The 19853-nt window shown below is 64.9% G+C and carries 20 protein-coding genes and 1 tRNA gene; 8 read left to right on the plus strand and 13 right to left on the minus strand.

Going from position 1 to position 19853, the window contains the following annotated elements; all coding sequences use genetic code 11:
* Nucleotide 1 precedes the first annotated feature (1 nt).
* The gene (locus tag G570_RS08410; RefSeq protein ID WP_037501168.1) at nucleotides 2-877 is read right to left on the minus strand and encodes an ABC transporter ATP-binding protein; all 876 of its coding nucleotides are present in this window, start codon (nucleotides 875-877) and stop codon (nucleotides 2-4) included.
* 201 nt (nucleotides 878-1078) lie between these two features.
* Between G570_RS08410 and G570_RS08415 the strand changes: the two genes are divergently transcribed.
* Nucleotides 1079-1876 (plus strand): COG4705 family protein, encoded by a 798-nt coding sequence (locus tag G570_RS08415; RefSeq protein ID WP_037504011.1) that lies wholly within the window; start codon nucleotides 1079-1081, stop codon nucleotides 1874-1876.
* 39 nt (nucleotides 1877-1915) lie between these two features.
* On the opposite strand, the gene G570_RS08420 is transcribed toward G570_RS08415, so the two are convergent.
* The 6 genes from G570_RS08420 to G570_RS08445 form a co-directional block, all read right to left on the minus strand.
* Nucleotides 1916-1991, minus strand: a tRNA-Lys gene (locus G570_RS08420).
* Between the two features lie 107 nt (nucleotides 1992-2098).
* Nucleotides 2099-3211, minus strand: coding sequence for a rod shape-determining protein RodA (gene rodA, locus G570_RS08425; RefSeq protein WP_037501170.1), 1113 nt, complete (start codon nucleotides 3209-3211; stop codon nucleotides 2099-2101).
* Nucleotides 3208-5178 (minus strand): penicillin-binding protein 2, encoded by a 1971-nt coding sequence (gene mrdA, locus G570_RS08430; protein ID WP_037504012.1) that lies wholly within the window; start codon nucleotides 5176-5178, stop codon nucleotides 3208-3210. Before mrdA ends, rodA begins: the two co-directional genes overlap by 4 nt.
* Nucleotides 5160-5684 (minus strand): rod shape-determining protein MreD, encoded by a 525-nt coding sequence (gene mreD, locus G570_RS08435; protein WP_051504201.1) that lies wholly within the window; start codon nucleotides 5682-5684, stop codon nucleotides 5160-5162. The genes mrdA and mreD overlap by 19 nt, the downstream gene beginning before the upstream one ends.
* On the minus strand, nucleotides 5684-6568 hold the full coding sequence (locus G570_RS08440; protein ID WP_051504202.1) for a rod shape-determining protein MreC: 885 nt from the start codon (nucleotides 6566-6568) through the stop codon (nucleotides 5684-5686). The genes mreD and G570_RS08440 overlap by 1 nt, the downstream gene beginning before the upstream one ends.
* Before the next feature lie 6 nt (nucleotides 6569-6574).
* Nucleotides 6575-7618, minus strand: coding sequence for a rod shape-determining protein (locus tag G570_RS08445; protein ID WP_037501172.1), 1044 nt, complete (start codon nucleotides 7616-7618; stop codon nucleotides 6575-6577).
* Between the two features lie 154 nt (nucleotides 7619-7772).
* Here G570_RS08445 and mutL point away from each other — a divergent pair, with 154 nt between their 5' ends.
* The 3 genes from mutL (at nucleotide 7773) to G570_RS13735 (ending at nucleotide 10590) form a co-directional block, all read left to right on the plus strand.
* Nucleotides 7773-9533, plus strand: coding sequence for a DNA mismatch repair endonuclease MutL (mutL, locus tag G570_RS08450; RefSeq protein ID WP_037501174.1), 1761 nt, complete (start codon nucleotides 7773-7775; stop codon nucleotides 9531-9533).
* A gap of 239 nt (nucleotides 9534-9772) precedes the next feature.
* Nucleotides 9773-10324: a porin family protein gene (locus tag G570_RS08455; RefSeq protein WP_037501176.1), complete on the plus strand. Its 552-nt coding sequence runs from the start codon at nucleotides 9773-9775 to the stop codon at nucleotides 10322-10324.
* A 92-nt stretch (nucleotides 10325-10416) separates the two neighbouring features.
* Nucleotides 10417-10590 carry a hypothetical protein gene (locus G570_RS13735; RefSeq protein ID WP_156930404.1) on the plus strand — a complete coding sequence of 58 codons (174 nt, stop codon included), beginning with the start codon at nucleotides 10417-10419 and terminating at the stop codon, nucleotides 10588-10590.
* Here G570_RS13735 and ilvC read toward each other — a convergent pair.
* Together ilvC and miaA are read right to left on the minus strand one after the other, a co-directional pair.
* Nucleotides 10580-11551: a ketol-acid reductoisomerase gene (ilvC, locus tag G570_RS08460; protein ID WP_051504204.1), complete on the minus strand. Its 972-nt coding sequence runs from the start codon at nucleotides 11549-11551 to the stop codon at nucleotides 10580-10582. The genes G570_RS13735 and ilvC overlap by 11 nt on opposite strands.
* Nucleotides 11552-11560: 9 nt before the next feature.
* The gene (gene miaA / locus G570_RS08465) at nucleotides 11561-12490 is read right to left on the minus strand and encodes a tRNA (adenosine(37)-N6)-dimethylallyltransferase MiaA (protein ID WP_037501177.1); all 930 of its coding nucleotides are present in this window, start codon (nucleotides 12488-12490) and stop codon (nucleotides 11561-11563) included.
* A 61-nt stretch (nucleotides 12491-12551) separates the two neighbouring features.
* On the opposite strand from miaA, the gene serB reads away from it, so the two are divergent.
* Nucleotides 12552-13346 carry a phosphoserine phosphatase SerB gene (serB, locus tag G570_RS08470; protein ID WP_342665230.1) on the plus strand — a complete coding sequence of 265 codons (795 nt, stop codon included), beginning with the start codon at nucleotides 12552-12554 and terminating at the stop codon, nucleotides 13344-13346.
* Here the strand turns inward: serB and G570_RS08475 are convergent.
* Nucleotides 13343-14263 carry an SPOR domain-containing protein gene (locus tag G570_RS08475; protein WP_037501179.1) on the minus strand — a complete coding sequence of 307 codons (921 nt, stop codon included), beginning with the start codon at nucleotides 14261-14263 and terminating at the stop codon, nucleotides 13343-13345. The two genes, serB and G570_RS08475, sit on opposite strands and share 4 nt — an antisense overlap.
* A gap of 140 nt (nucleotides 14264-14403) precedes the next feature.
* Between G570_RS08475 and G570_RS08480 the strand changes: the two genes are divergently transcribed.
* Genes G570_RS08480 through G570_RS08490 form a run of 3 tightly spaced genes read left to right on the plus strand, consistent with a single transcriptional unit; the run spans nucleotide 14404 to nucleotide 17278 of the window.
* Nucleotides 14404-15132: a ParA family protein gene (locus G570_RS08480; RefSeq protein WP_037501182.1), complete on the plus strand. Its 729-nt coding sequence runs from the start codon at nucleotides 14404-14406 to the stop codon at nucleotides 15130-15132.
* Nucleotides 15133-15144: 12 nt separating this feature from the next.
* Nucleotides 15145-15900 carry a hypothetical protein gene (locus G570_RS08485; protein ID WP_037501185.1) on the plus strand — a complete coding sequence of 252 codons (756 nt, stop codon included), beginning with the start codon at nucleotides 15145-15147 and terminating at the stop codon, nucleotides 15898-15900.
* Nucleotides 15901-15934: 34 nt separating this feature from the next.
* Entirely contained in the window at nucleotides 15935-17278 is a 1344-nt protein-coding gene (locus G570_RS08490; protein WP_051504206.1) for an SPOR domain-containing protein, read from the plus strand.
* A gap of 3 nt (nucleotides 17279-17281) precedes the next feature.
* Here G570_RS08490 and G570_RS08495 read toward each other — a convergent pair whose 3' ends face one another.
* The 3 genes from G570_RS08495 to G570_RS08505 are packed head-to-tail and all read right to left on the minus strand — an operon-like array spanning nucleotide 17282 to nucleotide 19782.
* A complete protein-coding gene (locus G570_RS08495) occupies nucleotides 17282-18178 on the minus strand; it encodes an aspartate carbamoyltransferase catalytic subunit (protein WP_037501188.1) in 897 nt (298 codons plus the stop codon).
* Nucleotides 18179-18196: 18 nt separating this feature from the next.
* Nucleotides 18197-18667 (minus strand): Holliday junction resolvase RuvX, encoded by a 471-nt coding sequence (gene ruvX / locus G570_RS08500; protein ID WP_037501191.1) that lies wholly within the window; start codon nucleotides 18665-18667, stop codon nucleotides 18197-18199.
* Nucleotides 18664-19782 (minus strand): DUF3089 domain-containing protein, encoded by a 1119-nt coding sequence (locus tag G570_RS08505; RefSeq protein ID WP_037501194.1) that lies wholly within the window; start codon nucleotides 19780-19782, stop codon nucleotides 18664-18666. Before G570_RS08505 ends, ruvX begins: the two co-directional genes overlap by 4 nt.
* Nucleotides 19783-19853 lie beyond the last annotated feature (71 nt).

Here is a 19853-nt window from a genome sequence, read left to right on the forward strand (position 1 = left end):
CTCAGGCTGCGCGGCGCGGGTCGGACAGGGTCGAGAAATAGATATCCTCAAGGCCCGCGTTCACGGGTTCGAAGCCGGCGGGCCGGGCGTCGGACAGGATGTGGATGATCATCTGGCCGGCGAACAGCCGGGTCGAGATGATATCGAACGCCGAGCGATATTCGGCCAGATCCTCGCGCCGGATGGTCTTTTTCCAGACCCGGCCGTGCATCGATTTGATGAGCGCCTTCGGCGCGCCTTCCAGCTGTACGCGACCATTGGCGAGCACGGCCATCCGCGGGCAAAGGTCGGCCACGTCGTCGACGATATGCGTCGACAGGATGACGACCACCTTTTCGCCGATGTCGGCGAGCAGGTTGAGGAAGCGGTTGCGCTCTTCCGGGTCGAGGCCGGCGGTCGGTTCGTCGACGATGATGAGGCGCGGATTGCCGATCAGCGCCTGGGCGATCCCGAAGCGCTGCAGCATTCCGCCCGAATAGCCGGCGGCCGCCTTGTGACGGTGAGCCCACAAATTGGTCTGGTGCAGAAGGGTCTCGACGGTGTCCTTGCGCTCGCCTGCACTCGCGATGCCTTTCAGCGCTGCAAGATGATCGAGCAACTGGTAGGCGGAGACGCGCGGATAGACACCAAAATCCTGCGGCAGGTAACCGAGGGTCTTCCGCACCTCATCGGGTTTTTCGAGGACGTCGATGTCGCCAAAGCGGATGGTGCCCGACGTCGGGCATTGCAGCGTCGCGACGGTGCGCATCAGGGTCGACTTTCCGGCGCCGTTCGGGCCCAACAAGCCGTACATGCCAAGCGGGATCGACAGGCTCACATTGTCAAGCGCGTGCGTGCCATTGGGATAGGTGTGGCTGACACCGGACAGTTCCAGCATGCGTCCCCCGTGTTATGTTCTTAATACACTTAGTCGCCCAGACGGCGAAGTCAACGCGCCTCTGGATCAACGGCGGTGTAGATTCGGTGAATGTCACCCGGCCAACGGACTGAGACTGGCCAGCTTGCGCGGCGTCATTTGTCGCTGGCGATGCAACCGGCAATCGGGCAGCACCGTTATCGCGAGCGGAGAAGGCAGATGATGGTCAGGGACGAGTTGGCGCAGACGAGCAAGGTTCCGGCGGTCACGCTGGGTTTCTGGATCATCAAAATCCTGGCCACCACGCTGGGTGAAACCGGCGGCGATGCCGTGTCCATGTCGTGGCTCGGCGAAACGACCCCGAGCGCAGGGAGCGCGGGCGTCAACGGCTATCTCGTCGGCACGGCCATCTTCGGTTTGCTCCTCGCGCTGCTGGTATGGCTGCAGGTCCGCGCGACACGCTTCCGGCCATGGCTTTACTGGGCGACGATCATCGCTTCGACCACTGCGGGGACGACATTGGCGGACTTCGCAACGCGGTCCATCGGGCTGGGATACCCTGGCGGCTCCTTGCTGCTCTTCGCGCTGGTCATCGCATCGCTGCTGGTCTGGTATCGCGCGCTGGGCACCGTCGACGTCAATCGGATCGTCAGTGCGCGCGGGGAATCCTTTTACTGGCTCACGATCACCTTCTCGCAAACGCTCGGCACTGCGCTGGGTGACTGGGTTGCCGACGGTCCGCTGGGCTATTCCGGGGCGGCCATGCTGTTCGGCGGCGCCCTCGCAATATTGGCCGCGGCCTATTTCTGGACCCGCTTGTCGCGCACCCTGCTGTTTTGGGCGGCGTTCATTCTGACGCGGCCGCTCGGCGCGACCGTCGGCGATTTCCTCGACAAGCCGATCGCGAAAGGCGGGCTATCGCTCAGCCGACCGCTGGCAACGGCGGCGCTTGCCGGCGCGATCGTGCTGCTCGTCCTGCTCCTGCCGCAGAGAGCGGGAAGGCATCCTGCAAGCGACTGATCCCGTCGCGGCGCTAGCCAAGATTTCTGAGAGAAGGAATGGTGGACGCACTAGGGCTCGAACCTAGGACCCGCTGATTAAGAGTCAGCTGCTCTACCAACTGAGCTATGCGTCCCCAAGATACCTTGGATGCCTGAACGGCAGGTGCGGCACCCACGTTTCGGGTGGCGCGGGCGGGCCTCTAACAGCGATGCGCGGGCTGTGCAACAGCCCTTTTGAAAATTATGCGAGCGGGCTGCGACTACGCGACTGGCGCTCAAGCCCCATCAGGATGCCGAGGCAGATCATTACCGTCATCACCGCCGATCCGCCGAAGCTGACGAGGGGCAGGGGGATGCCCACCACCGGCGCCATCCCCATCACCATCATCAGGTTGATGGACACGTAGAAGAAGATGGTTGCGGTAAGGCCTGCGGCGGTCAACTGGCCGAAGCGGGTCTTGGCCTTGCGGCTGACCCCCATGCCCCAGCGCAGGACCATGAAGAAACAGAAAATCAGCACCGCGCCGCCGACCAGTCCCCATTCCTCGACATAGGTGGCGAAGACGAAATCTGTATGACCTTCGGGCAGATAGTCGAGATGGCTCTGGCTGCCGTTGAGATAGCCCTTGCCGAATATGCCTCCCGAACCGATTGCGATCTTTGATTGACTGATGTGATAGCCGGACCCCAGCGGATCGGCCTCTGGATCGAGGAATATCAGCACGCGCTTGCGCTGGTAGTCGTGCATCATGCTGAACAGGATTGGGCCGGCCACTGCGGCCGCACCCACGGCCGACAGGAAATACCACATCGGCAGACCGGCAAGGAACATGACTGTCACCCCGCCGAGCAGCACCATCGTAGCGGTGCCGAGGTCGGGTTGGACCAGGATCAGCGCCCAAGGGACGCCAAGCAACGCCGCGGCCGGCCATAAACCACGCCAGCGGCGGATGTCGCTAGTCGGTAAAAGGTCGTAGAACCGCGCCAGCGTAAGCACGATCGCAGGCTTCATGAATTCGGACGGCTGCAGGCGAATAAAGCCGAGGTCGACCCAGCGCTGCGCGCCCTTTCCGACGAACCCTACCGCTTCGACCAGCACCAGCAGGACCAGGATAACGACGTAACCAGGAAAGGTCATCTGCTTGATGAAGTTTTCGGGGATGTAGCTGATGCCGATCGCGGCGACCGCGAATGCCAAGATCAGGATGCCTTGCTTCAGCGCCCAAGGCGACATGGAACCGCCAGCGGCGGAATAAAGGGTCACGACCCCGATCGTGCATATCAGTGCGACGAGCCAGATCAGCCGCCAAGGCAGGCGGGCGAGGGGCTGGGGGATGATCGATGAAAGGATCATCCGGCACCGTCCTTCGCGGCGCTCTTGTCGGAAGACGCCGCCGCCGCCTTCTTCGCTGCACTCGCAGCCGCCTTGTTGGCTTCGGCGATGCGAGCATATTCTTCAGACTGGCGCGCCGTCCGCTCGGCCAGGCTACCGCCCCACTGGCTTTCCAAAGCATTCAGCGTGTCCATCGCACGTTGCGGATCGAACATGTAGGTCATGCAATCTCGCACGATCGGCGCGGCCGCCGACGCGCCGAAGCCGCCATGTTCGATGATGCAGCCGATTGCGTACCGCGGATTATCGACGGGCGCGAAGGAGACGAACAACGCATGGTCGCGTAACGCCCAGCTTGATTGGAACCCGCGCTCGCCGAGCCTGAAAACCTGTGCGGTGCCGGTCTTGCCGGCCATCTGGATGCCATCCAGCGGCAATTTCGACCCGACGGCCGTACCCGACTCATTGACCACCGCCGACATCGCCTTGCGTATGATCTCAAGATGCTCCGATGTCGCGTTAAGGGGCGGCGCGGGCTTAATGGCGTCTGCTTTGAGCAGGCGAGGCTGGAGCAGTTTGCCCGATGCCAGCCGTGCCGGCATGACGGCCAACTGCATCGGGTTAACCAGTACATAGCCTTGGCCGATCGACGTGTTCGCAGAATCGAAAGCCTGCCATTTTCGCTGATACTTTTTCATCAGCCATTTGGGGTTGGGCATCGTCCCGAACCTCTGGGAAGGGATCGGCAGGTCGAATTTTTGGCCATAGCCGAGATAGTTGACCATTTCGGTCGTCTTTTGCGGGTCGGTGACCAGCCCCATCGCCCAGAAATAAGTGTTGCAGCTTTTTTCGATTGCCACGTGCATGTCGACCGTGCCGTGAACCGCGTCACAGCGGAAATAGCGGTTGCCGATACGAATTCCGCCGGGGCAGTGAACGCGGCGGCCCGGGTCGATGCCTTGTTGCAGGAAGGCTAGCGCCATCGCCGGCTTGATCGTTGATCCGGACGGATAGAGACCCAGCGCGACCTTGTTGAGCAGCGGGATATGATCGTTTTCCGACAGCATGCGCCATTCGGTGCTGCCGATGCCGTCGCTGAAACTGTTCGGATCGAACGCCGGCATCGACACATAGGCCAGCATGTCGCCGTTGGTGGTATCGATCGCTACAAGAGCACCCGACTGGTCGCCCATGCGCCGTGCCGCATATTCCTGCAGACCCGCGTCGATCGTCAGCTGGACGGTCTGTCCCGACCGGTCGGGCTTGGGTTCAAGCTCCCGAACCAGCTTGCCGCGCGCGGTCAATTCGACTCGCTGGCCGCCGGGCTGTCCGCGTAGCCGCGGTTCCAAAACCTTTTCGAGCCCGTCCTTGCCGATCTTGAAGCCCGGCGTCACCAGCAGCGGGTTCTTTTCCTTTTCGTAATCCTTGGCCGATGCCGCACCGACATAGCCCAGCAGGTGGGCGACCGCAGGACCGGCGGGATAGAAGCGCGAAAAGCCACGCTGCGGCTGGACACCGGGGAGCTCCGGTAGACGTACGGTCACCGCGGCATAGCGGTCGTAGGGCACATTTTCCGCCGCAACGACCGGACGATAGCCGCTCGCTTCCTTCAACTCCTTGTTGATCCGGTCGACGTCGTCGGGGTTGAGCTGCAGCAGTTCCGCCAGCAGCGGGATGGTGGTTTCGGGCCGTTCCAGCTGGTCGGGAATGATGTCGACGCGAAAGTCGCTGCGGTTGATCGCGAGCGGCTTGTTGTTGCGGTCGACGATCCATCCCCGGCGCGGGGGGACGATAATCAGCTGGACCCGATTGTCTTCGGATTTGGTCTCATAGAGTTCGTGCTGGTTGACCGAGAGATAGCCCAGTCGCCCGACCAGAAGTGCGCCAACCGCAGCCTGCGCACCGCCAACCAGGGTCATACGGCGCGTGAAGGTCAGCGACTGGTGCGCCTGGGTAAATCGCGAGGCCTTCACGGCCGCAGCCTCCACCGATCGAGCTTGGCGACCCACAGCGCTGCAAGCGGAAAGCACAAGGCGGCGACCAGGATCGACGGGCCTGCAGTTTGCGCGAAGGGCAGGCTGGCGCCGGAAATGGCGGCGACCCGCCACTGGATGAGTTCGGAACCGGCGATCAGCAGGATGGCGACTGCCCATTCGATCCAATAGTCGCGCCACTGGGTTCGCCGGTCGACGAAGTCCATGACGATCATGACGGCGCACCACGTTGCGATGCTGAGGCCGATCGGATTGTCGGTCATCAAATCGTTGAAGAAGCCGAGCGGCGCCGCCCACCAGGCCGGCCAGGCGTCGGCGCGCAGCATTCGCCATGCGACCAGGATCAGCAGACCCCAATCGGGCCACCAGCCGGTAGCCGAAATGACCGGGAGCACCGCCAGCAGCGATCCGATCATGACGCTGATGGCCGGGACGACTTCGGCGTGCTGGCGCGGGCCGCGGTTCAGCCGCTTGCCCTGGCTGAGCGCGGAACGGACCATTACTCGCCGCTTTCTTCGGTGGCCTTTGCGGCCTCGATCGCCGCGGGCTCGAACGGCTTTTCGACGATTGCGAAACTGACATGCGCCGGATCGGCAATGGGCATGGCGATCGCCCCGTCGTCGTCGAGGCGGATGACCTTCCCTACAGGAACGAGCGGCGGATAAAGGCCGCCGGTTCCGGACGTCACGATAATGTCGCCGACCTTGAAGGGATTCTTGCCAACCTCGAGTGGGCGTACGTCGATCGTCCCGTCGCCGCGCCCAGTCGAGATCACGGGAACATTGCCGTTTAGGATCTTGGCCGGAACGATGTTGGCACGGTCGCTGACCAATAGCACGCGGCTGGCGCTTGACCCGGCGATCACGACGCGGCCCAACAGGCCTTCGGCGGATCGCACTGGCATACCAGGTTGGACGCCGTCGCTGCTACCGATCGACAGGACCGCGAAACGGCGCGGACTTTCGAACGACGATCCGACCACGCGGCCTGCAGCGACGGTCATGTCGCTGGCATCGCGTAGCTTGAGCGCCGCCTTCAGCTCCCGGTTTTCCTCGAGGATGGCGCGTGCCTCGACCATTCGACGCATCAGCGCATCGCGGTCGCGCCGAAGCTGTGCATTCTGGTTGGCGGCGTCCCAGTAATTGCCGGCCCCGCTGACCAGTCCCGAAACCGTAGTCGTGACCTGGCGAAACGCCCCCGAAACCGGCGCGGTTACGTCCAGCGTGGCTCCTCTCACCGCGGCGTAGCTTTGCGGCGCAGCGAGCGAGAGGATCAGTAGGATGAGCCCGACCACCAACCCGGCGACGACCGCCAGGAAGCTGAAGAACAGGCCATATTGTGCACGCCTGGACCAGCCCGGGCGTGGTCCCGCCGAGGCCGCCATCCGCGGTTACGCCGTCTGCAGGACGCCGCGGAACTGCTCTTCTTCGAGCGCCCGACCGGTTCCCAGCGCCACGCAGGTCAGCGGGTCTTCGGCGACGGTAACCGGCAGGCCGGTTTCGTCGCGAAGCACCTCGTCCAGCCCCTGCAGCAGCGCGCCGCCGCCGGTGAGGACGATGCCCTGGTCGCAGATGTCGGCGGCCAATTCCGGCGCGGTGTTTTCCAGCGCGATGCGGACGCCTTCGACGATGGTGCCGACCGGTTCCGACAGCGCTTCGGCGATCTGGCCCTGGTTGATGCTGATTTCCTTCGGCACGCCGTTGACCAAATCGCGGCCCTTGATGTGGACCGTGGTGCCGATGCCATCGACCGGCGGCTTGGCGATGCCGACTTCCTTCTTGATCCGCTCCGCCGTGGCTTCGCCGATCAGCAGGTTGTGGTTGCGGCGAACGTAGGAAGAAATGGCTTCGTCCATCTTGTCGCCGCCGACGCGGACCGAAGTGGTGTAAGCGAGGCCGCGGAGCGAGAGCACCGCGACTTCGGTGGTGCCGCCGCCGATGTCGACGACCATCGATCCAATCGGCTGGGTCACCGGCATGTCGGCACCGATCGCGGCCGCCATCGGCTCTTCGATCAAATAGACGGCGCTGGCGCCGGCGTTCGACGCGGCATCGCGGATCGCGCGGCGTTCGACGCTGGTCGAGCCCGACGGAACGCAGATCACGATTTCCGGGAAACGCCAGGCGCGCATCTTGCCGCCGTGCACCTTGTGGATGAAGTGCTTGATCATCTGCTCGGCGACGTCGATGTCGGCGATGACACCGTCGCGCAAGGGCCGGATCGCTTCGATCTGGTCGGGGGTCTTGCCCATCATGAGCTTGGCGTCGTCGCCGACCGCCTTGACCTTCTTCACGCCGTTGATGGTTTCAATCGCCACCACCGACGGCTCGTTCAGGACGATCCCGCGACCGCGGACATAGACCAGCGTATTGGCCGTCCCGAGGTCGATCGCCATGTCATGCGACATCCATTTGAACCAGCGCGTCCAGAACATTCTTTCCCCGTCTCTCGCTAAGCAGTTGAAAGTGCGGCCGCGACGTTGCGGCCCTGATTACCCACCGTTATCCAAGCCCTTGTGAAAGCAGCATGAATCCTGATCGAAAATCCATGCTTCAAGGTCTGGCTCCGATTGGGCTAGGACCGTCGTCATGTCAATAAGAAGGCTACCGTCCGAGCTCATCAACCGCATCGCTGCAGGCGAAGTGGTAGAAAGACCAGCCAGCGCGTTGAAAGAACTGGTCGAAAATGCGCTCGACGCAGGCGCACGGAGCATCGCGATTCGATTAAGCGCAGGCGGGCTCGACCTCGTCGAAGTGGCCGATGACGGCAGCGGGATGGCGCCGGCCGAGATGCATCTGGCACTGGAACGGCACGCGACGTCGAAGCTACCCGACGATGCCATCGAAAATGTGCTGAGCTTTGGCTTCCGCGGCGAGGCGCTGCCCTCGATCGCCAGCGTGTCGCGCTTCACCATCGAAAGTCGTCCGCGCGGCAGTGACGGCTGGCGGGTGACCGTGGATCATGGCGACAAGGGGCATGAGGGGCCCGCAGCCCTCCCGCCCGGCACGCGAGTCCGCGTCGAAGGGCTGTTCGACAAGGTGCCGGCGCGGCGAAAATTCCTGCGAAGCCCGCGCTCCGAATATGCCGCCTGCCTCGACGCGGTGAAGCGGCTTGCCATGGCCCGCCCTGACGTGGCGTTCAGCGTCGAGCACGACGGGCGGCGGGTTTTGTCGGTGCAGCCGAGCGACGCGCCGACCCGGGTCGCGGCCCTGCTGACGCACGAGCTGGATCGCCATGGGTTGGGGATCGACTGTGTCCGCGACGGGCTGCAGCTCACCGGCGTGGTAAGCCTGCCGACCTTCAACCGCGGCATGGCCGACCAGCAATATCTGTTCGTCAACAAGCGTCCGGTGAAAGATCGGCTCCTCGTCGGCGCTTTGCGCGCTGCCTACCGCGACTTGTTGGCGCGCGACCGTCATCCGGTGGCGGCGCTGTTCGTCGAAGTGCCGACCAGCGAGGTCGACATCAACGTCCATCCGGCCAAGACCGAAGTCCGCTTCCGCGATCCCGCCGCAGTGCGTGGGCTGATCGTCGGCGGACTCCGTGCCGCGCTGGATGAGGCCGGTCATCGCAGCGCCGCCCGCGAGCAATTCGCCCAGCCCGCCGCCTGGCAGGTGGAACCTACGGCGCCGGTGGTCGAACCGGAGCAGGCGCCGCGCTTATGGAACGCGCCGACCTATTCGCCAGCCGCCGTTGCGGAGCGTCGACCCGACTTCCTTCCCCAGGGCAGGGCAGTGGCGGCATCGCCGGTTGCGCCACCCGATGAACGCTACCCACTCGGCATCGCCCGCGGTCAGGTCGCGGCGACCTATATCGTGGCCGAGGCGGAAGACGGACTGGTCATCGTCGACCAGCATGCCGCCCATGAACGGCTCGTCCTCGAGCGGATGCGCAACGCGCGCGAGGGTGGGGAGGTGGCACGCCAGGCGCTGCTGATTCCCGACGTCGTCGAGCTTGACGAACCCGAATGCGACCGGCTCGAAGCCGCCGCACCGGAACTGGCCGACATGGGGCTGGAAATCGAACGCTTCGGTCCCACCGCAATGCTGGTAAGGGCGACGCCGGCGCCCCTTGGCAAGACCGACATTCCCGGGCTGCTCGCCGACCTTGCCGCCGAGCTGGCCGAACTTGGTAGTGCGCTGTCCTTGCGGGACAAGCTCGACCTGGTCGCAGCCACCATGGCGTGTCACGGTTCGGTGCGGGCAGGGCGTATCCTGTCGGTGGCGGAGATGAACGCCTTGCTCCGCGAAATGGAGGTTACGCCCCACTCCGGACAGTGCAATCATGGCCGCCCGACTTGGGTCAAACTGGGCCATGGCGAGATCGAAAAGCTGTTCGGGCGCCGCTGAGAAAAAAATTTGTTAGGCGCAAATGATTGAAAGGGTTGGGAACAATCCTATCTGTTGGCGCATTGGGGCGCTTCGTTCATCGGACTGTAATGCTCAGGCCTTGATGCACGACGTGGGGCTACCGATTTATCGGTAATAACGGGACGAAGGAAAGAAGCCGAGCAGTAGAACCTGCGACGTTTCGAATCCTGTTACATCATGTTCACTTCATCGAAGTGAGCAAACAATGGAGTTTGACTGTGAAAAATATTGCTATTCTTGCTGCCGCTTCGTCGATTGCTTTGGTTGCCACCCCGGCGTTGGCCCAGACCGCCAACACCGCCCCGGTCGGCCCGCGCGTCGAAGCTTTGGTCGGCTATGACTCGCTCAAGGCGCTTGGCGATACCGACGACGGCGTCGTGTACGGTGTGGGCGGCGGTTACGACTTTGCGGTCGGCAACAATGTCTCGCTGGGCCTCGACGTCGAAGCCACCGACAGCACCCAGAAGGTCGGCGATGACACTGTCTATGTGAAGTCGGGCCGCGACCTCTATGCCGGCGGCCGCGTCAGCTTCGGCATCAGCGACAAGGCCAATGTGTATGTGAAGGGCGGCTACACCAATGCCCGCTTCAAGGCGTCGGACGGGGTCACGACCGCAGCCGACAATGCCGACGGCTGGCGACTGGGCACCGGCCTGCAGTACAACATTGCGGGCAAGGCCTATGTCGGCGGCGAATATCGCTTCTCGAGCTATGAGGGCGGCGACCTCAAGCGCCACCAGGTGGCGCTGACGCTCGGCACCCGCTTCTAAGCGGTTCTGGCCGCAAGGCCGGTAAGGAGGGCGCTCGGGTGACCGGGCGCCCTTTTTCTGTTATGCTAGCCTCGATTGGCGGGAGAGCAGCCATGAGTGAGGTGGACAAAAGCTATTATGCGCAGCGTGCGGCCGAAGAGGCCGAGCTTGCCACCAACGCAAGCGACGAGACGTCGCGCGCCGCACACTTCAGGTTGCAGCGGGCCTATACCGAACTGGCCTCGGTCGGCGACCGGGCTCGCCACGAAGCGGAGATCATCGGTTAAAGTCGAGCGCTTTTCGGGCCTGCTCTGCAGCCTGCAAACGGGCGCGTCGCCGGGCTTCGGTCAACAGCGGATAGCCTGACGCCTCTTCGTCGCGCAGGGTCGATGCGAATGCGCCGGACCGTACCGAAGCCAGCACGTCCCGCATCCGCTGGCGAATGGTCTCATCGACGATTTTCGGGCCGCCAAGTGCCGCGCCGAGTTCCGCCGTATTGCTGATCGCTTCGCGCATTCCCGCGATCCCGCGCGCCTCGATAAGGTCGGCGATGAGCTTCAACTCACCGACGCATTCGAGATAGGCCACTTCTGGACTGAAGCCTGCCTCGACCAGCGTATCGAAGCCGGCAAGGAGCAGGTCCGGCACGCCGCCCCACACTACGGCGTGCTCGTTGAACAGGTCGGCTTCGCACTCCTCGGCAAAACTGCTCTCGATCAGCCCGGCGCGCGCGCAGCCGATGGCCCGGCCATAGGCAAGTGCCGTCGCCTCGGCAGAACCGCTTGCGTCCTGCTCGACCGCGTAAAGGGCCAACATTCCGGCACCTGCCTCGTAGAGCGATCGCAGTGCGGTACCGGGCCCTTTCGGTGCGATCATGACGACGTCGAGGTCTGGGCGCGGGACCACGAATCCGAAGCGGATCGCCAAGCCGTGGGAAAAGGCCAGCGTTGCACCATGTTTCAGCGACGGCTCGATCGTTCGATAAACGGCGCTCATCGCTTCGTCCGGCACCAGCAGCATGACGAGATCGGCCTGGGCGGCCGCCTCGGTCATTACGGCGTGGCGCAGGCCGTCGGCCTCGGCCTTGCTGCCAGAGGTCGATCCATCGCGTAGGCCGACAACTACATCGATGCCGCTATCTTTCAGGTTCAGCGCTTGCGGCCGTCCCTGGTTGCCATAGCCGATGATGGCTACGGTGCGGCCCTCGAGCGGCGCGGGATCGATATCGGCTTCGCAAAGTCGCTGCATGCTGGCGGGCTAGCGCGTCGCGCCAAGCATGGCCAGCACCTCGTCGTACCGATCGCGGTCGAGGGGGCGGTCGTACCGCGGCCAGTCTTCCGGGGGCTGATGGGCGAACCAGGTATATTGCCGCTTGGCATAACGGCGGGTCGCCAGCTGGCCAGATGCGATCGCCTGCGCCTGTGTCGCCTCCCCATTGAGGAAGGCGGCCAGTTCCGGAACGCCGATCGCCCGCATGACAGGAAGGTCGGGATCGAGGCCGCGGTCGAGCAGTGTCGCGACTTCCTCCACCGCACCGTCATAGACCATGGCCGCGAAACGCTGATCGCAACGGGCGTTCAGCCAAGGGCGTGGTGGAATGAGGATCGCGGCGGAAAGGTCGATTTCGTCTCCAATTCCTCCCGTCGTTTCCGACTGCCAGTCGGCCAAGGTCCGCCCGGTCGAACGCACGACCTCAAGGGCCCGGGCGACCCGCGTCGTGTCGCCGGGATTGAGCCGTTGGGCGGCGACCGGGTCGAGCAGCGTGAGTGCTGCGTGATTTTCCGCGACGCTCGCTGCCCGAACCGCGGCCCTGACCGCGGGATCGATTGGCGGGACCGGGGCGATCCCGTCCAGAAGCGTACGGATATAAAGGCCCGTCCCGCCGACCAGGATGGGCAATTGCCCATTCGCATGGGCGCGGTCGATCTCCTTGCGCGCCATGGTTGCCCAGTCGGCCGCCGAACAGGCATCGGCACCGTCGCGGACGCCGTAGAGGCGGTGAGAGGCCCTAGCCATGTCGAGCGGGGACGGGGCGGCGGAAAGGATCGGCAGGTCTCGGTAGATTTGCGCGCTGTCGGCGTTGATGATGGCGCCATTCGCCTTTTCCGCGAGGCGCAATGCCAACTCCGACTTGCCGCTGGCCGTCGGACCAGCGATGACGGCGACAGGAGGTTTGTCCTTGACCATTGCGACCTTGATAGCAGCCGATCGGCTAGACGAAAGACTGGTTGAATCCGCGCTCGCTCGCGTGACCGGTGCTTCGCTGTCGGGATGGATCGAACCTGGTAGCGCTGCCGACCTTCGCGTTAGCGATGTGGCGGCCGCCCGATCCGCTTTGGAGGGCTGGGAAGGGGTCGACCTGATCGCCTTGCCGCGCGGGCGCGACATCCGCCTGTTCGTCGCCGACATGGATTCGACCATGATCGGCCAGGAATGCATCGACGAGCTCGCCGACTATGCCGGCGTGAAGCCGCAAGTCGCCGACATTACGGAGCGGGCGATGCGCGGCGAACTCGACTTCGTCGGCGCGCTGCGCGAGCGCGTGGCCCTGCTCGAAGGATTGCCCGAGGCGACGATCGCGCAATGTCTCAAAGAGCGAGTTACGCTCAATCCGGGCGCTGGGACGCTGGTGCGCACGTTGACCGCAGAGGGCGTCAGGACGTTGCTGGTGTCGGGCGGCTTTACCGCCTTTGCCGAACCGGTGGGCGAGCTGATCGGCTTTGACGAGGTCGAAGCCAATGTACTGGAGGTCGCTGGCGGGGTGCTGACCGGCAAGGTCAGCGGGCGCATCGTCGACAGCGGCTACAAGAAGGCCGCGCTGATCGGTCGGCGCGAGCATCTGTCGCTTGGCCACGCTCAGACGATGGCGATCGGCGATGGCGCCAACGACCTGCCGATGGTCGAAGAGGCGGGGTTTGGCCTTGCCTACCGCGCCAAGCCGGTGCTGGCCGCCTCCGCGGACGCGCGGCTCGACAATCATCCGCTCAGTGCTTTGCTCTGGGCGCTCGGAATCCCTAGCGACCGCTGGATTCAGGCAGGCTAGCGGCCTTCGACGGGAAAGCAGGGGGTCGGCGCAAGTTTGGCGCAAGCGCCAGAGGCTGCGGCGCGGCTTTCGAACGGGCCGGCCTGCAAACGAACGACCTTGCCGGCCGCGACGTAAAAGGCCTGGCGCCCTGCCAGACGACCGGAAATTTTCGCAAATTGGGTCTCCGCCGAGGCCCGCGTCGAAAATGCGCCAAGCTGGATACGCCATGCGCCATTGGCGGTGGTCGTCGGCACGGTGGCGATGGGCGTAGCGGGAGCTTTGACCGTCGCGGGCTTGGGGGCGGGGGCGACTGCCGGGGCTTTCGCCTTGCCGATTGCCGCCTTGGTCGGGAGCGGCGACGCCGAAGCTGGTTTCTGGCCGGGAGCGGCCATTTTCTGCGCCAGTGCCACGCCCTGCTTGCGAAGCTCCAACGGCATTACCTGATCGAGGTCAGCCAATGTCGCTTTGGCAGGCGGCAGTCCCTGCGCCGCGGCCCGGCTGACATAGGCGTAGGCCTTGACCGGATCGGCCGCGATCCCGTCGCCGTTGTATAGCGCGGTTCCGACCATCAACAGTGCCCGGGGCTCGCCGGCATCGGCGGCGGCACTCAACCAGCGCAACGCGCCGACCCTATTGCCGCTTTGGAACAGCATCAGGCCGAGCGTCGCCTGCGCGTCGACATGACCCTTATGGGCCGCTTTGTCGAACCAGCCTTGCGCGCTGGCGAGGTCAAGCGGAACACCCTTGCCGAGACGGTAGGCCTGGCCAAGGTTGAACTGCGCGTCGGCGTCCCCCTTGTCGGCCAGCGGTTGCCAGATCCGTACCGCCGCTGCCGCATCGCCTCTTTGCCAGGCAGCGATGCCTTCGCTGACCGATTGCGCCACCGCGGTCGTCGAAATCAGGCCAAACGCCAACAGGCCCAGATATTTACGCATTGCCACTCCCCAAGGCGACCACCGCCACCTGTTACGCCGACGGCGCGCAGGCAACAAGGTCGGGGCGATGTTAACCAATATTTAGGCCCTTGGCTGTCAGATGACGTCAACTTCATCCGTCATTTGGCGAGGGGAATAGAATGCGCGTTCTGGCTTTGGCATCGCAGAAGGGCGGGTCCGGCAAGACGACCTTGTCCGGCCACCTTGCGGTGCAGGCGCAACTGGCAGGGGCCGGTCCCGTCTGCTTGATCGATATCGACCCGCAAGGCTCGCTCGCCGATTGGTGGAACGAGCGGCAGGACGACATGCCGGCCTTCGCGCAGACCACGGTCGCGCGGCTGGCGTCGGACCTTGAGGTATTGCGCCAGCAGGGCTTCCGCCTTGCGGTGATCGACACCCCGCCGGCCATCACCATGGCGATCCAGTCGGTCATCGCCGTTGCCGAACTCATCGTCATCCCGACTCGCCCCAGCCCGCACGATCTGCGTGCCGTCGGCGCGACGGTCGACCTGTGCGACCGCGCCGGGAAGCCGCTGATCTTCGTCGTCAACGCCGCGACCCCCAAGGCAAAAATCACCTACGAGGCGGCGGTCGCCCTGTCGCAGCACGGCACCGTGGCGCCGGTCACGCTTCACCACCGCACCGATTTCGCTGCCTCGATGATCGACGGCCGCACGGTGATGGAAGTGGATCCCAACGGTCGGTCGGCTCGCGAAGTCATCGAACTGTGGGATTACATTTCGGATCGTCTCGAAAAGAATTTCCGCCGGACCGTGTTCGCCGCTCCGAATGCCGCGCCCGGCATCGGCAGTGCGCCGGCCGCGCCGCGTCCTGTCGGTGGCTTCGGCCGCCGCGTCGTCGGCCAGTAAGGAGTTAGCACAGTGGGTGAACCCAAGACCTTCGCTTCGCTCTCTTCGGGCCTGCTGGCCCGCAAGGGTGCTGCCCGCCCGGCGATGCGTCCCCAGGGCTTCGGCCAGGTCGGTGCTGCCGGTCTCGAGGATCTCGGCTGGAACGACATGGGCTTTGAAGCGCCCAAGCCGGCGCTGACGCCGGTCCGCGACAGCGATCACGATGCCTTTGGCGAAGAAGTTCAGCAGCCGTCGCGCAATCCGCTTTCGGCGCTGACCCCAGCCTCGCCTGTGCACAGTCAGCAGGCGGAGATCGAGCAGCGGTTCAACGCCTCCGACGAGGAAGGCGAAGATGAAAACGGCGAGTATATCGACGAAACCGCCGAGCTGTACGAACCGGAAGCCGAAGCGAAGCCGACGTTCGAAGTCCGCAAGGCGACTGCGCTGCCGACGCCGGAACCGGAGGCATATGACGAGCCGATGGAGCTGGTCGAGGAAGCGACGCCGACCTTTGTCGCGCCTGCAGCGATCGTCCCGGTTGCACCTGCGCCGGTCGCTGCGACGCCGGTTCGCCCGCGCCGCCCGCGCGCTGCGCCGGGCAGCAAGGGCAAGGCCGCCTTCACGTTGCGCCTCGACTCGTCACGCCACCTGAAGCTGCGTCTGGCCTGTGCGGTGACCGGTCGTTCGGCCCAGCAGTTGGTGACTGATGCGCTCGACCAGCTTCTGGACGGGATGCCGGAACTCGATTCGATGGCTGAAAAGGCACCGAAAACCGCCAAGACCGCCTGACACCAGGCGCACGGGGAATTTGGAGGGGAATGTCATGACCAAGACGAACCGACTGGGAGCCAAGCTTGCCGCCGCATCGCTGATTGCGCTGGCCACGGCCTGCAGTGGCCCGATGGATCATGCCAGCCGTGATGGCCGCCTTGATGGCAAGGCCGACGCGTCCAAGATCGGCCTCGCCACGCGGGCCCAGGTCGCCCTTCAGTCGAACGATGTGGCAGGTGCCACCGCGCTGGCCGAACAGGCGGTCGAGGCAAGCCCCAACGATGCCAGCTTCCGCGCGCTGCTTGGCAACTGCTACCTCGCCGCCGGCCGTTTCCAATCGGCCGAGGCGGCCTATCGCGACTCGCTGACCCTTGTTGCGAACCAGCCCAAGGTGATCCTCAAGCTGGCGCTGGTGCAGACGGCGCTGGGTCGGGGCAACGAAGCCAGCTCGCTTCTCTACCAGGCGCAGCAGGTGATCGATCCGACCGACCTCGGCCTTGCGCTGGCGCTTGCCGGGAACAGCGATGCCGCCATCCAGGTCCTCGAATCGGCCGCGCGTCAGGTCGGCGCAGAATCGCGGACCCGCCAGAATCTGGCACTGGCCTACGCCTTCTCCGGTCGCTGGTCGGAAGCCCGGGTCGTCGCTGCCCAAGACCTTCCCGCGGCCCAGGTCGACGCCCGTATCCAGGAATGGATGGCGCTCGCAAAGCCGTCGCGCCAGTCGGACCAGGTTGCCGCTTTCATCGGCATCTCGCCAATCGCCGGCGATCCGGGTCAGCCGGTCCGTCTTGCGCTCAACAAGAGCGCCGAAGACGTTCGCTACGCATCGTCCGAACCCTTGCCGTCGACTGCCGTCACGGAAGGGCTGACGTCGACGGCTGCGGTGGAGGTGCCGGAAGCGCAGCCGTACCAGCCCGAACCGGCTGCGGTGGTCGCTGCAGCCGAACCCGTCGCCGCCCCCGTCGCCGAACCTGTCCCGGCCGAAGCGCCCGCACCGCTCGCCTATGCCGAAGCGGCGCCTGTTGCGCCCGTTGCGCCCGCGCTGTCGCCGTCGTCGATCCGTGTGAAGGAAACCGTCGCAAGCCTGCGCCGTGCGGCCCTACAGGCCAACGCCCGCAACAGCCGCGTCGTGGTCCAGCTTGGCGCCTACACCAATCGCGCCGGCGTCCAGCTAGCGTGGAAAAAGGCGGCTGCGAAATACGCATTGCTCAAGGGGTACACCCCTGTGAGCGCGAAGTTCGCCAGTGCCAATGGCACCTTCTATCGCCTGTCGGTGAAGGGCTTCGCCAGCGACCGTGAAGCGCGCGGCTTCTGTTCGAAGCTGCAAGCCTCGGGCCGGGCATGCTTCGTCCGCTCGACCGCGGGCGACGCGCCGGTTCGTTTCGCTTCGCGCTAAGCTTTACCCGCGACGAGTGGCGGTCAGCAGGTCGAGAACGGCCATGCGGACCGCCACACCCATTTCTACCTGACGGACGATCAGCGACCGTTCGGCGTGGTCCGCCAGCGGTCCCTCGATCTCTACTCCGCGGTTGATCGGACCGGGGTGCATGATGACCGCATCCGGCGCAGCCTTGGCAAAGCGCGCTTCGGTTAGGCCATAGCGCGACAGGAATTCGCCCGGCGCATCGCCCAGATCGTCTTCCAGTCGTTCGCGCTGGACCCGCAACATCATGACCACGTTGGCACCGTCGACCGCCGCATCGATCGATCCGCCGCCTAGTTCGGGCGGCATCAGAGACGGCGGCCCAACGAAGCGCAGATCCGCGCCCAGTCGTCCGAGCAGCTTGGCGTTCGAGCGCGCGACACGGCTGTGCTTGATGTCGCCGCAAATGGCGATCTTGAGGCCTCCGATCCGCCCGAAATGCTGGCGGATGGTTGCCGCGTCGAGCAGCGCCTGGGTCGGATGCTCGCCGATCCCGTCGCCGGCGTTGACCACCGGACAATCCATTATGGCGGAGATATCGTGCGGCGCGCCGCTCTTGGCATGGCGGATGACCAGCGCGTCGGGCCGCATCGCGTTGAGAGTGCGCGCCGTGTCCTCCAGCGTCTCGCCCTTTTTGATCGAGCTGTGTGCGACCTGCATCGTCACGACTTGCGCGCCGAGCCGGTTGGCGGCGATTTCGAAGCTGAGCAGCGTGCGCGTCGAGTTTTCGAAGAAGGCGTTGACGATGGTGAGGCCGTCCAGCCGGCGATCGTTGCGGCGAGGCTGGCGGTTGTAAGCGAACCAGCGCTCACCCTCGTCGAGGATGGTGGCGATCTGGGCGTCGGAGAGGTCTTCGATGGAAAGAAGGTGCATCGAGACCGCCCCCTAACGTCAGTGGGGCAGATTGACCAGAGCGTCGATCGCGCCCTGCAGGATATGCGCGGCGGCGTGGGCATCGACTTTCTCGGCCCGCTGGGCGCGGCTCATGTCCTGGTCGAGCATGGCGCGTTCCACCGCGACGGTCGACCAGCGCTCGTCCCACAGCAGGATGGGCAGCGTCAGCGGAGCGAGGTTGCGGGCGAAGGCGCGGACCGACTGGGTGCGCGGCGAATCACTGCCGTCCATGTTGAGCGGCAGGCCGACGACGAGACCGCGGATCGCCTCTTTGGCCACGATGGCCTTCAATCGTTCGAGGTCGGCGGTGAATTTGCCGCGTTTCAACTTCTCAAGTGGGGTCGCGAAGCTCCATCCCGCGTCGCAGGTCGCCAAGCCCACCGTCTTGGTCCCCACGTCCAGCCCGAGCAGGCGGCCGCTCCCGCTTCCCAGCGCTGCAGCGAAATCTGCGGCGGATGAATGGATCATCGCGACTGGAACGCCTTCAACCGACGTTCGGCGTCGGCGCGGATCGAGCCCCACCACAGCGCATAGTCATAGGCGTGGTAGTTGTTCCCCGGCATGACGTAGTTGCCCATCCCCGGCGGCGTCCCGTCGATGATCAGGAAGCCGTCCTTGCAATGCGCGCCGAGCTTTCCGGGTTGCAGGGTGGCCGAGGTCAGGGTGCCATCAGGCACCAGCGTGCCGAGATTGGCCGACGCAGGGGCGGGGGCAGAAGTGCCGGTCAGCGGATTGGTGCAGACCATATTCGCCTTGGCATGCTTGATCCCGTTGAAGCCGGGCTTTCCGACCCACGCGCGTTCAATCAGTTCGGGATTGGCCGGGTCGCCGAAACTTTGCCAGCTGAGCAGGCAGGCGGTCTGGTTGGGGGCGCTACAGGCGGAAAGCCCAAGGACGGGCAGGTCGGCCTTGGTGTCGACAGGCCAGCCGCCGACGTAGGCCGCGACCAGCCGGCCCTTCAGCGCATCGCGCCGATCGCGCAGCAGGCGCAGCAGGTGCAGGGATCCCTGGCTGTGCCCGGCGAGGATCAATGGCTTGCCCGCGTTGGCGGCGGCGAAGGCGTCGAACGCGCGCAGCACATCGTTGTAGGCGAGGTCGAGCGCCTTGGTCGCATCGTCGCTTGTCAGCAGGAAGGCGCCGAATGCCGCCTGCCGGTATCGCGGCGCCCAGACTTCGGTGAAGCCGGCAAAGGCGCTCGACTGGCTCTGCACGAATAGCTTGGCGCGGTTTTCCGGATCGCCCGTCATGATCGCGGGGGCATTCCAGCGATCGTTCGCCAGGTAGGTGGTGGGATGGATGTAGAAGGTGGCCGCGGCTGGCGGCGCCAGCGTCATCGGCGGTGGCGCGGAGCCGTCGGCCTGTAACGGTCGCCAATCGGCCAGCGACGGTCCGTCGCCCGGACGTGCAAGCCACGCTTCGGCTTTCACATAGTCTGGCGCACCGTCGGCCGGATCCTGATAGTGACCGGTGGGGGTGGCCATCTTCGTCAGCACCCGGTCGCCGAACTGGAAGATGGCGAAGGCGCCGGCCACCGCGATCAGGATCAGGATGAAGACGCAGCCGAGAAATCGTCGTGCACACATGGCCGCCCCGCTTAAAGATGCTGCGCTGCAACGGCAACTCGCTTGAAGGGAGGCGCGGCCCTCGCTATCGC

It is taken from the genome of Sphingomonas jaspsi DSM 18422 (genome assembly GCF_000585415.1).
Taxonomy (GTDB): Bacteria; Pseudomonadota; Alphaproteobacteria; order Sphingomonadales; family Sphingomonadaceae; genus Sphingomicrobium; species Sphingomicrobium jaspsi.